The sequence below is a fragment of the Candidatus Krumholzibacteriia bacterium genome, from assembly GCA_035649275.1.
GTDB lineage: Bacteria > Krumholzibacteriota > Krumholzibacteriia.
Window position 1 is genome coordinate 1 of sequence record DASRJW010000053.1, and the last position, 12,154, is coordinate 12,154.

At 65.7% G+C, this 12,154-nt stretch carries 12 protein-coding genes; 7 read left to right on the forward strand and 5 right to left on the reverse strand.

The window, feature by feature from the left end; translation table 11 throughout:
- Positions 1-98 precede the first annotated feature (98 nt).
- The 4 genes from VFE28_05425 to VFE28_05440 all read left to right on the forward strand — a co-directional run bounded on the left by VFE28_05425 (position 99) and on the right by VFE28_05440 (position 5,148).
- Positions 99-1,502, forward strand: a complete 1,404-nt coding sequence (locus tag VFE28_05425) for an Npt1/Npt2 family nucleotide transporter (protein ID HZM15422.1) — start codon at positions 99-101, stop codon at positions 1,500-1,502.
- A 78-nt stretch (positions 1,503-1,580) separates the two neighbouring features.
- Positions 1,581-2,180, forward strand: a complete 600-nt coding sequence (locus tag VFE28_05430; protein ID HZM15423.1) for a DUF1579 domain-containing protein — start codon at positions 1,581-1,583, stop codon at positions 2,178-2,180.
- Positions 2,181-2,299: 119 nt separating this feature from the next.
- Positions 2,300-4,687, forward strand: coding sequence for a leucine--tRNA ligase (gene leuS / locus VFE28_05435; protein ID HZM15424.1), 2,388 nt, complete (start codon positions 2,300-2,302; stop codon positions 4,685-4,687).
- Positions 4,688-4,725: 38 nt separating this feature from the next.
- The gene (locus VFE28_05440; GenBank protein HZM15425.1) at positions 4,726-5,148 is read left to right on the forward strand and encodes a hypothetical protein; all 423 of its coding nucleotides are present in this window, start codon (positions 4,726-4,728) and stop codon (positions 5,146-5,148) included.
- 42 nt (positions 5,149-5,190) lie between these two features.
- Here VFE28_05440 and VFE28_05445 read toward each other — a convergent pair whose 3' ends face one another.
- Complete coding sequence (locus VFE28_05445; protein HZM15426.1) at positions 5,191-5,730, reverse strand: hypothetical protein; 540 nt, start codon at positions 5,728-5,730, stop codon at positions 5,191-5,193.
- A 154-nt stretch (positions 5,731-5,884) separates the two neighbouring features.
- Between VFE28_05445 and VFE28_05450 the strand changes: the two genes are divergently transcribed.
- On the forward strand, positions 5,885-6,970 hold the full coding sequence (locus tag VFE28_05450) for a serine hydrolase domain-containing protein (protein HZM15427.1): 1,086 nt from the start codon (positions 5,885-5,887) through the stop codon (positions 6,968-6,970).
- A gap of 8 nt (positions 6,971-6,978) precedes the next feature.
- Here VFE28_05450 and VFE28_05455 read toward each other — a convergent pair whose 3' ends face one another.
- The 4 genes from VFE28_05455 to VFE28_05470 all read right to left on the reverse strand — a co-directional run bounded on the left by VFE28_05455 (position 6,979) and on the right by VFE28_05470 (position 10,887).
- Positions 6,979-8,220, reverse strand: a complete 1,242-nt coding sequence (locus VFE28_05455; protein HZM15428.1) for a cysteine desulfurase-like protein — start codon at positions 8,218-8,220, stop codon at positions 6,979-6,981.
- A 127-nt stretch (positions 8,221-8,347) separates the two neighbouring features.
- Entirely contained in the window at positions 8,348-9,127 is a 780-nt protein-coding gene (locus VFE28_05460; GenBank protein ID HZM15429.1) for an SPFH domain-containing protein, read from the reverse strand.
- A gap of 205 nt (positions 9,128-9,332) precedes the next feature.
- Positions 9,333-10,532 carry an L-2-hydroxyglutarate oxidase gene (gene lhgO / locus VFE28_05465; protein HZM15430.1) on the reverse strand — a complete coding sequence of 400 codons (1,200 nt, stop codon included), beginning with the start codon at positions 10,530-10,532 and terminating at the stop codon, positions 9,333-9,335.
- A 40-nt stretch (positions 10,533-10,572) separates the two neighbouring features.
- Positions 10,573-10,887, reverse strand: a complete 315-nt coding sequence (locus tag VFE28_05470; GenBank protein ID HZM15431.1) for a hypothetical protein — start codon at positions 10,885-10,887, stop codon at positions 10,573-10,575.
- A gap of 220 nt (positions 10,888-11,107) precedes the next feature.
- On the opposite strand from VFE28_05470, the gene VFE28_05475 reads away from it, so the two are divergent.
- Positions 11,108-11,413, forward strand: a complete 306-nt coding sequence (locus VFE28_05475; GenBank protein HZM15432.1) for a hypothetical protein — start codon at positions 11,108-11,110, stop codon at positions 11,411-11,413.
- Positions 11,406-12,154: hypothetical protein (locus tag VFE28_05480; GenBank protein HZM15433.1), on the forward strand; the 749-nt coding region annotated here is incomplete at its 3' end. The genes VFE28_05475 and VFE28_05480, both read left to right, overlap by 8 nt.

Sequence of the window (12,154 nt, forward strand, 5' to 3'; positions counted from 1 at the left end):
CTCACGCCGCCTCTCGTGGTGAATGCGGACGACGTGCGCCGGGCCCTGCGCGCCCTCGACGCTGCCTTCACTGCTGTCGAAAAGACCCTGAGCCTCGCATGACGACGACGCAGGCGCAGGCAGCGGGGACCCCGGCGGAGAGGCGGAGCCTCCTGGAGCGCTTCCTCTCACTGTTCGTCGAGGTCCGGGCCGGCGAAGCGGCCACCGCCCTGCTCATGACCATGACCGTCCTCCTCATCTTCATCTCCTACTACATCATCAAGCCCGTGCGCGAGGCGCTCATCCTCTCCGGCGAGAGGGGTGCGGAACTCAAGAGCTATGCCTCAGCGGGTCAAGCGCTGCTCCTCCTCTTCGTGGCCGTGCCGCTCTACGCGCGGCTGGCGAGCCGCGTGCCGCGCCGGCGTCTTCTCAACACCGCCAACCTCTTCTTCATCGCCAACATGTTGATCTTCTACGTGCTGGCCGTCACGGTGGAACGGAACGTCTGGCTGGGGCTCGGTTTCTTCATCTGGGTCGGCATTTTCAACCTCATGGTGCCGGCCCAGTTCTGGTCCCTGGCCAACGACGTCTACACGCCCGAGGAAGGCAAACGCTTGTTCGTGATCCTCGCCTTCGGGGCCTCCGCCGGTGCCGTCCTGGGCGGGATGCTCACGCGCGCCCTCGTCACACCGCTCGGCGCCGCCAACTTGCTGTTGGTCTCGGCGGGGATCATGGTGCTGGCCACGCTGCTCACCAACCTGGTGGAGAGACGGGAGCACGCACGCCGCCAGGCCCGCGCTGCCCTGCAGGCCGTGCAGGAGGAAGCGCCGCTTTCCAAGACCGGAGCTTTCCGCCTCGTTTTTCGCACCCGCTACCTTCTGGCGATCGCCTTCCTCATTCTCTTCCTCAACTGGGTGAACACGAATGGCGAGTTCATCCTGGGGAACTCGGTGAGCGAGACCTACAAGCGGCTGGCGGGGTCGACGCTCGGCGCCGGGGCGAGCCCCGAGGAAACCACCCGCTTCGTGCGCAACGGGATCGCCTCGTTCTACGCCGGCTTCTTCACCACCGTGAACATCACCGGGCTCCTGGTGCAGCTCTTCCTGGTCTCGCGGATTCTCAAGTACCTCGGGTTGCGCGTGGCGATCCTCGTCCTGCCCATGCTCGCGTTCGCCGGCTATACTCTCCTGGCGCTGGCCCCGGTCCTTGGTGTCATCCGCCTGGTGAAGACGGCGGAAAACGCCACGGACTACTCGTTGCAGAACACCGTGCGCCAGTCTCTCTTCCTGCCGACGACACGGGAGGAGAAGTACAAGGCCAAACAGGCCACGGATACTTTCTTCTGGCGCGCGGGGGATTTGCTGTCTGCGGGGCTCGTTTACGTCGGGCTCAACGTCCTGCAGTTGAGCACGAAGGGATTCGCCTTCGCCAACATGGCGCTGGTCGTGGTGTGGATGCTGCTGGCGGTGGCGATCGGCAAGGAATACGTGCGGCGGACGAGCGCTGCCGCCGCCAAGAGCTGACCGCGGCACGGCGCGGGCCGTCGCCTAACGGTCGAACCCTGCTGCGTCCACGGAGGACGCGGCGAACAAGGAGGATCGGTGTTGAAGAAGGTAGTCACGGGAATTGCGATCGGCTGTGTCCTGGGTCTGCTGGTCTTGGCGGTCGGGGCGCAGGAACAGAAGCAACCGACCGAGAAAGAGATGCAGGCCATGATGGCGGCAGCCACACCAGGACCGCATCACACGGAGTTGATGAAGAGCGCCGGCACCTACGATGTCACGGTCAAGGCCATGATGCCCGGCGCCCCGCCGATGGAGGCCACGGGGACGGCCACGATCGAGGGTATCCTGGACGGCCGCTTCATCGTGGAGTCGATGAAGTCGCCGAACTTCATGGGCGGGCCCTGGGAAGGCCGGGGCATCTACGGCTACGACAACACCCTGAAGAAGCACGTGGGCAGCTGGTGCGATTCCTACGGCACGATGCTCATGAGCCTGGCGGGAACCTGCGACGGGACCTGCAAGGTCGTGACCCTGACTTCGAACTTCGTGGACCCGATGACGAACACGACGAAGACGATGAAAGCGGTGAGCAAGGAAATCAGCGTCGATGAGTTCGTCCTCGAGCTTTCCGATGTGGAAAAGGGCGGCAAAGAGACCAAGGTGATGGAGATCAACTACAAGCGGAAAAAGCCCTGATCCGAGAGAGCCACAGGCGGCGCCCGCTCAGGGTCAGGGCGGGCGCCGCTCGCTTTTTCCGGCTGGTATGAGTGGATGCTCCGGAAGTAGGGTTCCTGGACAGGTGGCACGAGGGCACGATGATCCAGAAGTACGATTTCAAGGCCATCGAGGCCAAGGGCCACGCCAAATGGCGGGAGTGGAACCTCTTCGACACCGCGGCGTCGCCGCGTAAGAAGTACTACATGCTCGAGATGTTCGCCTATCCCTCTGGGGACATCCACATCGGCCACTTTCGCAACTACTCCATCGGCGACGTGGTGGCGCGCTACAAGCGGATGCGCGGCTACGACGTGCTGCATCCCTTCGGCTGGGACGCCTTCGGCTTGCCGGCGGAGAATGCCGCCATCAAACACGGCGTGCACCCCCGCGAATGGACGCACAAGAACATCGCCCTGGGCCGCGCAACGCTGCAGCGCATGGGGATCTCCTACGATTGGAAGCGCGAGGTCCTCACCTGCGAGCCGGACTTCTACAAGTGGACCCAGTGGCTCTTCCTGCAGCTCTTTGCCCAGGGGCTCGCCTACCGCGCCCCGTCGCTGGTGAACTGGTGTCCCAACGACGGCATCCTGGCCAACGAGCTGGTGCACGACGGCCATTGCTGGCGCTGTGGCCGCGAGGTGGGCAAGAAGGAGATCGAGAACTGCTGGTTCTTCAAGTACAGCGATTTCTCCCAGCGGCTGCTCGACGGTCTCGACCACCTGGAAGGCTGGCCCGAGAAGATCAAGATCCTGCAGCGCAACTGGATCGGCCGGAGCGAGGGCAGCGAGATCGACTTCGATTGCGACGGGCGCAAGCTCACCGTCTTCACCACCCGGCCCGACACCACCTGGGGCGTGACCTTCATGGTGCTGGCGCCGGAGCACCCCTTGGCCGCGGAGGTGGCGCGCACGCGACCCGAGGTGGCGGCCTACATCCGCAAGGCCACGCTCAAGAAGGACTGGGAGCGTCTGGCGGAGGGCGATAAGGACGGCGTGTTCACCGGCCTCCTGGTCACCAATCCGCTGAACGGCGAGAAAGTGCAGCTGTGGGTGGCGGATTACGTGGTGGCGTCCTACGGCACCGGCGTGGTCATGGGCGTGCCAGGGCACGACGAGCGCGACTTCGACTTCGCCCGGAAGTACGGCATCCCGATCCGTGTCGTCATCCAGCCGCTGGACGGCCGGCTCGACGAGGCGACGATGACGGAAGCCTACGTGGATCCAGGGACGATGGTGAACTCCGGTGACCTCGACGGCACGCCGACGCCCTCCGGAATCCCGAAGGTCATCGCTTACCTCGAACGCCGGGGTGTCGGTCGCCCCAAGGTGAACTACCGCCTCAAGGACTGGCTCATCTCGCGCCAGCGCTACTGGGGTTGCCCCATCCCGATCGTGCATTGCCCGCGCTGTGGCGCGCAGCCCGTGCCGCAGGAGCAGCTGCCGGTGTTGCTGCCCCTGGACGTCCGCGAGTTCATCCCCAAGGGGCGGTCGCCGCTCGCCGACCATCCTGCGTTCATGCAGGTGGATTGCCCGAAGTGCGGCGGCCCAGCGCAACGCGATCCGGACACGATGGACACCTTCATGTGCTCGTCGTGGTACCTGTTCCGCTACGTGGACCCGCACAACGACCGCCTTCCTTGGGAGAAGGCGGCGGCGCGGACCTGGCTGCCCGTGGATCTCTACATCGGCGGCGACGAGCACGCCTGCATGCACTTGCTCTACTTCCGCTTCATCACCAAGGTGCTGCACGATGCCGGCTGGCTGCCCATGGACGAGCCGACGCTGCGCCTCTTCAACCACGGCATGGTCTACGACGCCGAGGGCGAGCTGATGTCGAAGTCCAAGGGGAACGTGGTGTCGCCGCACGAGCTCATGGACCAATACGGCGTCGACGTGGCCCGCATCGCCATGTTCTTCTTCGCCCCGAGCGAGGACCCGATCCTGTGGAAGGAGACGGGCCTCGTCGGCGCCCAGCGCTTCGTCTTCCGCTTCTGGGAGCGGGTGCTGGCGGCGAAGGACGTCGAGGAGCCGCGGGACGTCCAGCGCAAGCTGCACCAGACAATCGCCAAGATCACGCGCTCCATGGAGCAGGACCTCCACTTCAACACCACGATCGCCGCGATCATGGAGTTCATGAACCTGGCGAAGGAGCTCTCCCGGCCGACGGCGAGGACGCTGGTTCAGCTCGTGGCCCCGATGGCGCCCTTCCTCGCCGAGGAGCTGTGGGAAGTGCTGGGCGGGAAGGGGAGCGTCTTCCAGAGCACCTGGCCTGAATACGACGCCGAGCTCGCCCGGGAGGACGAGGTCGAAATCGTGGTGCAGCTGAACGGCAAGGTGCGGAGCCGCTTCACCGTGCCCGCGCAGAGCGCCGAGGCGGAGCTGCGGGCGCTGGCGCTGCAGCAGAAGGCGGTGCAAGAGGCCCTAGCGGGGAGGAAGCCACGCAACGTGGTCGTGGTCAAAGGACGCCTGGTGAACGTCGTGGTATAATCAATCCGACGCCCGCCTCAGCCTCGCGTGGAGTCCCATTGAAAACAATACTTCTCCTCACACCGGGAATCTTCGTCGCTACCCTCGCTTTTGGGGCAATTGACGCAGATGCGGCCTTGCAGCGGCAGCTCGACCGCGTCGTCAGCCTCGCCGAAGCGGGAAAGCTCGAGAACGTCCAGCTGACCACACGCCAGGTTTCTCTCACCATGAAGATCGGTGGGACAGAGGTCCAGGTCGAGCACGGCGTCCACGGCGCCAGAGAACGCAAGCAGGTCCGCCTCGCGAACCTACGGCTCCAGCTCGCCGGTGATCGCGCCGCCGTCTTCGAGAGCCTGGGAAGGCCCGCCTACAGGGTGCGCGAGGACTACGCCGGCTCCGTGCAGGAGCGCTGGACGTACGTCGAGCAGCACCTCATCTACGTCTTCGAGGGCGACCGGCTCGTCCGCACCGAGAGCTTCTGACCCCGGTTGCGATGCGCAACGGTCCGCCCGCAGTAGACGACCCTACTTGGCCGCCTTGGCCTCGGGCTTCGGCTCGACCCATTCGGGGGCCTCGAACACGGTGCCGTCCGCGTTCACGATGACCTCCGCGGTCTTCTTCCCCTTCGCCATCTCGGCCGCGTAGCGCGTCAGGGCCTCGGGCAGCTTGACGACCTTGCCGTCCTTCGTCTCGTAGCTGACCGAGATCTTCTCGAGCCGTCCGAGCGTCGCACCCTTGGCGGCATCGTTGATGATCTTCATCACCGGGGCCGGCATGGCATCGGCAGCGACCACGAGGGTGAACTCGAGCATGGTCCCGTCCGCGGCGATGTCCGTCTCCTTCTCGGTGTCCCCGTCCTTGAACTCGAGGTCGTAGACCATGACGCCGTTTTCTTCTTCGGCGTCCGCCTTCTGGATCACGCCTTCGGGGAACGCCGTCGCGAAGGTCTTCGCCACCGCGTCGGGAAGCTTGGTTTTGGCGGCCTTCTCTTCCGCGAGGCCCGCCGTGGCGGCGACCGCCACCAGGGCACCAGCAACCAGCATCGCCAGGCGAATCCGTCTCATGCTCGCTCTCCTCTTCGTCGTCGACTTCAGGGTGCTCGTGGGCGCTACTTCAACAGTAGCACACCCGCCGCCGTTCCAGACCGGTATCATGCCTAGGGTCCTATACGGTGATCTGGGCCATCCACCGAAACCGTGAACGAGAGGGCTGCGATCCATGCTCAGCGCCCGAGCCGTCGCCAGCTTCCTGTTCCTCGTCGCCGGCCCGTCGTGCGCGCCGCGGGCGGAGCCGCGGCTCGCAGCCGAACTCCGGCGCGCCATCGAGGCGGAGATCGCTGCGGCGGCTGCCCAGGGGTTCTCAGGCGCCGTCGCCGTCCGGGTCGAGAATGAAGAGCCACTCACGGTGGTCGCCGGTCACGCCGACCGCGAGGGCCGGATACCGGTCACCAGCTCCACTCTCTTCCAGGTGGCGTCGATCTCGAAATACTTCGCGGCAGCAGCGACGCTGAAGCTCGCCGAGCGCGGGAAGATCGCCCTCGAGGACTCGCTAGCGAAGTACCTCGCCGGCCTGCCGCCGGATCACGGCGCGATCCGGGTGCGAGAGCTCCTCGGTCACACCTCGGGTCTCGCCAACGCCTACGCCGCGGAGGGCATCGCCGAGCGCGACCGCGCCCTCGCCGCCCTCGGCCAGGTGCCGATCGATCCCGCTCGGCGCGGCAAGTTCGGCTACTCGAACGACGGCTATGAGTTGCTCGCCATCCTGGTGGAGGTCGTCGCCGGAACGCCGTACGAGCAGTTCGTGCATCGCGAGCTGCTCGTGCCGGCCGGTGTCTCCGGCATAAGCTATTGGAGCGAGACCGATCTCACCGATCCTCACCTCGTCGCGCAGTGTCTCGACGCAGGTCGTCCTGGTCCCATGCTCCGGGCACGGAATTACGGAGTGCTCGGCTCTGCTGCGGTCCTCGCCACGCCCGAGGCGCTGATCGACTGGCAGCTCGCGGTCTGGTCGGGGAAGGTGCTCTCCGCCCGCTGGCGCGACGAGATGTTCGCCGGGCGGTCGACGGTTTCGATCGGCAGCGCTGGTTACGGAGTCTTCATCGCACCGACGCCCGGCGGTGGGCGCCGGCTGCTGGCGCGCGGCTACGAAGACTGGGGCGCCAACGCGGTGCTTTCCCACTGGCCCAGCCAAGGCGTGGCGATCGCCGTCGTCACCAGCAGCGGCCCGCCGGAAGCGACGGGTCATCCAGGATGGAGCCGCACCTTGACCGATTCGATCGCAGCCCGGGTTCTCGGACGACCGTAGACAGGATCTCAGGCGAGAGCCGTCACCGCCGCCACTAGCCGATCGATCTCCTCGTGCGTGTTGTAGTGCACGGCGCCGACACGGACCGTGCCTCCGGAGGCTCCCAGGCCGAGGCGTTCCATGATCACCGGCGCGAAGTGGTTTCCTTCCCACACCTGGATGTCGCGGCCGGCCAGATGTTCCGCCACCTGGCGCGGCGTGCGCCCGGCCAGGGTGAACGACACGGTCGGGACCCTTCCCTCGATCCGTTCACGGTCGGTGCTGCCGTAGATGCGCAAGCCCCGCACCGAGCCGAGGCCGTCGAGGAGGGCCCGGGAGATCTCGCGCTCCCGGTTCCGGATCGCCTGCATCGCGCCTTGCAGGCGCTCGCGCCGCGTGCGCGGCGCCGTTGCCGCCGTCTCCTCCCCGAGCCACTCGAGATAACGCAGCGCACCGACTGTGCCGGCGATGCCTTCCAGGCTCTGCGTCCCGGTTTCCCATTTGTCCGGCGGGGCATCGCTCACCGGGCGGGGCTTGTAGGCCGGGAAGCGTTCGAGAAGTTCGTAACGGCCCCAGAGCACGCCCACGTGGGGGCCGAAGAACTTGTAGGCCGAGCAGGCGAGGAAATCGCAACCCAGCTGCCCGACATCGATCGGCCCATGCGGCGCATAGTGCACCGCGTCCACGAAAGCGAGGGCCCCGGCCGCATGTGCCGCGCGCACGATGCGCGGCACGTCGTTCACCGTGCCGACGGCGTTCGAGGCGAGGCCCACGGTGACGAGCCGCGTCCGCGGACCGAGCAGGCCGTCCAGTGCCTCGAGGTCGAGCGTGCAGTCCTCGGGATGCACGTCGAGCCAGCGCAGCACAACGCCTCGCTCCTCGAGGGCGAGCCAGGGGGCGAGGTTGGCGTCGTGGTCGAGCCTGGTGACGACGATCTCGTCGCCCGGTTCGAGCGTGCGCCCGAAGGCCCGGCTGAAGGCGTAGGTGAGAGTGGTCATGTTGGAGCCGAAGACGATCTCGGTGGCGGAAGGGGCGCAGAGGAAGTCGGCCACGGCGGCGCGCGCTTCGGCCACCATGGCATCGGAGCGCTTGCCCGTGGTGAAAACGCCGCCGAGGTTGGCGTTGTCGTACAACATGTAGTCGCACATGGCCTCGATCGCCTCGCGGGCCACCTGGGTCCCCGCCGGATTGTCGAGATAGATGGGGGCGCGCGCCCGGGTGAGGGCGGGGAAGTGCTCGCGGATGCGGGTCACGTCGAAAAGGTGATTCATCGTCACCAGCTCCAGACCAGAGCCTACTCCGCGCTGGGTGCGGGCGCCAGGACCGGGAACCCCAGCACGAGCGCGATTGCGACGAGATAGGTTCAGTGGTCCAGACCTCAAAGCATCTTCATGGCTACTAAGATGCGCCACTCGGCTTCTGTTCGCGCAGATACTCGCTGAGGCTCTTCGAGAGCGACACGAAGTCCGACGGGATCATCAGTACCGTGGTGCTGTTGTTCTCTGCGCCGACTTCGGTCACCATCTGCATCCGCCTCAACTCGACTGCCACGGGGTTGTTTGCCATTTGGTGGGCTGCCTCTGCGAGCTTCCTGGACGCTTCCAACTCCGCGTCCGCCTTGATGATCCGCGCTCGCTTCTCGCGAATCGCCTGCGCCTGCATGGCCATCACCTCCTGCATGGCTTGAGGCAATTCCACATCCTTCATCTCGAAACGTTCCACCTCCACACCCCACGCGGCGGTGGAGCCCCCGATATTCTGACGCAGCAAGCCATTGATCTTGTCTCGTTCCTGCAAGACCTCGTCGAGATCATGTTGACCGATGGAGTTGCGCAGACTCGTCAGCGCCAACTGGTAGACGGCCGCGGGAGCGTCCGCGACCGCAATAACAGACTTGGCCGGATCCGTGATCCGATACCACAGCACCGCATTGAGCTTGACCGTGACACTGTCGCGTGTGATGGTTTCCTGCTGCTCGGCGGACACGGTTCGTGTGCGAATGTCGATCGTCACCGCACGCTCGATCCCCAGCGGGATGACCCAGTACAAGCCCGGCCCACGTAGAGCCCTATAGCGACCAAGGCGAAATACAACTCCACGTTGATACTCTTGCGCGATGCGCAGTCCTGACAGTAGAACGACGATTACGATAGCGACGATGATCGCCAAAGGTGTCATGGGACGTCTCCTCACGCCTTAGGGTCTCGCCGCTCAGCCATGAGCAGCGGGAGAGTCGTTTGCAGGGCAGTGACCATGATGAGTCACCGCCGCAGAGCCATAGGTGGAAACAAGGGCGAAACCGGGCGGCCTCCAAGTGATTGTCGGCGAAATCATAGAATTTCGCCGAAAGACCGCACAAGGAGAATTACGATGACCTCATTAGTTAGTTAGGCGATACCGGGTGCAGATCGAAAAGCTCGGCGGCGCGTGCGGCGATGCTGCGCCCGATGGCGATGGAGGCCGTCGCGGCCGGGGACGGCGCGTTGAGCACGTGCAGCATATGGGGAGCTTCGACGAGGTGGAAATCGTCGAGGAGGGCGCCGTTCGTTCCGACGGCCATGGCGCGGACGCCGGCACCGGCGGGGCGCAAGTCCTGAGGGCGCAACTCCGGCAAGAGCTGCTGCAGTGCGATGGTGAAGGCGCGCTTCGAAACCGACCTCCACGCCTCGCCGAGGCCCATGCGCCAGTACCGCCGGGCGAGGCGCCAGAACCCGGCGTAGGCGAGCCACTCGGCGGCATCTCGCCCGGAGAAGCTGCGGCGCGAGTAACCCTCGCGCTTCCAGGCGAGGACGGCGTTGGGTCCCGCTTCGATGCCGCCACCGATGAGGCGAGTGAAATGAACGCCGAGGAAGGGGAAGCGCGGGTCGGGGACGGGATAGACCAGGTGGCGCACGAGATGCTGCCGTTCCGGCGCGAGGCTGCAGTATTCGCCGCGGAATGCGACGATGCGCACTCCCGGATCGACGCCGCAGGCGCGAGCCACGCGGTCGGCGTAGAGCCCGGCGCAGGCCACGAGATGCCGGCAGTGGAGCTCCCCGCGCGAAGTGGAGAGGACGAGCTCGCCATCACGTCGCGTGCAACCCTGGAAGCGCCGCTCGAGCTCGATCGTGCCGCCCTGGCGGCGAACCTCGCTGGCGTAGGCTGTGGCCACCGCTTCGAAGTCGACGATGCCGGTTTCCGGAACGAAGAGCCCCTGCACACCGCAGGCGTGAGGCTCGTGCTCGCGGATTCCCTCGGGGCCGAGTCGGCGGAGGTTTTGCAAGCCGTTGGCGCGGCCGCGCTGCTCCAGGGCGTCGAGGCGGGGGATCTCATCGGCTCGCACCGCCACGACGACTTTGCCGCAGCGGTCGTGGGGGATCCCGTGCTCCTCGCAGAAGCGGTAGAGCGCCTGCCGGCCCTCGACGCAAAGCTTCGCCTTGAGCGATCCAGGTTTGTAGTAGAGGCCGGAGTGGATGACGCCGCTGTTGTGGCTCGTCTGGTGCGAGGCGATGCGGCCTTCCGCCTCGAGGAGGAGCAGCGACAGGCCGGGCCGGCGGGTGAGCGCCATCGCCGTCGCGAGACCGACGATGCCCCCGCCGATCACTGCTACATCGTAGGTCCGTTCGCTCGCGATCGCTGCCCCCTCAGCCGCCGAACTCGGTGCTGACGAACTCCCTCGCCCCCGGCGGCCCGGAAATCGTGAGATGCGCTTCTCCCGCGGCGTCGATCCGCAGGTCGAAGGTCAAGAAGGGGCAGCAGAGCCGCTCGAGCCCCAGGAATTCGCCGAGCTCGGCGAGCGTGTGTGGATCCGATGGCAGGGAGAACTCGAGGGTCTCGCCCGAGCTTCTCCTGCGGGCGGTCTTCCTGAATCGTGCGAGCAAGGCTTGCTCACGCTCACGTTGTTCCCGTGACAGTTTCGTGAGATCGCAAGCGATGGGAATCTCCCGCTCTGGGTTCATGAGCCCTCCTCGAGTCGAGGGGTCGCCCTCGCCGCGGTGCCAGCGCCTGGGCCCATCCGGCGTCGCGTGCCCTGCCGCCATGAGCACTCGAGGCTCCTCTCGAGCCGAGGATACACCCGAGTCACACTCGCTGCACGTGCGTTGGCCGGACGGCTGGCTTGACCTGCTTTCGCGTCGAAGTCTATATTGCAGCCCATTCCGAATCGTAAGTGAGGCGACCATGGAGTACACGGAAGGCCAGAAGACGGCATTCCGCGACAACTACGCGAAGCGACGCCGCAGACAGCTCATGGTCACGGTTCCCATGATCCTGCTTATCATCGCTCTTGCGTTTACGGACGACCAGGAAGCGGGAACGATCTTCGGCCTGTCGCCGCTCGTGGGGGGCTCAGTCTTCTTGGTGGCGTTTCTCGCCCTCTTGGCTTTTTCCTTGCGCAACTGGCGCTGCCCGGCATGCGACAAATATCTCGGACGCACCTTCAACCCGAGGCATTGTCAGCACTGTGGGGTCGCACTCCATGAGTAGAATGATCCGTCGCCTGATGGCAGGTTTCGCCATGCACCTCGGCGTGGCAGCTCTGTTCTGTGCCAACGGCACTGCGGCATTCGGCTCGGGCGAACCGCAGGAATCGTTCCTCTATCAGAATTTCGTCCGGGCCTCGGAGGTGCTCGATCGGGCTGTCACGGCGCACGGGGGCCTAGAGCTGCTCGATCGCGCCCGCGACATCCGCGTTTCCTTGACCGGTACCTACCACTACGAGGGCCACGGCGATCGCCCCTGGGCCTACCGTGACTACAAGCTGAAGGGGGATTGGATCTACTCCGCCGCGCTGGGGGCGGTGAAGTCCGAGGCGACCCTCGAGTACGACAAGCCGCAGCCCTCCTTCGCCATCGTGGGCCCGGCGAACGGGATCGAGGTCGGGGCCGGCGACACGAAGCCGGATTCCATCCCCGCACCGAAGCTCGGGGATCGTCTGCGGGAAGAGTTCGAGTTCTTGCCCCAGGAGTTCCTGCGGCAGGCGCGGGACAGGGCCGCCAGTCTCCGGCTCTTGTCCGGCGCCAAGGGCTACGACGTCGTGCACTACTCGCTCGAGAACGGCGAGGGACGGGCGCTCTTCTTCGATTCGAAGAACCATCTCTTGATGCGGGTGGAAAGGATCGACCACTGGGAGATCAAGGGAGACAGGCTGGAGTGGCGGACCTTCGCTGAGTATGCCGACCACGACGGGATCCGCGTACCGAGGCGCTCCGAGGCACACAAGGAGGA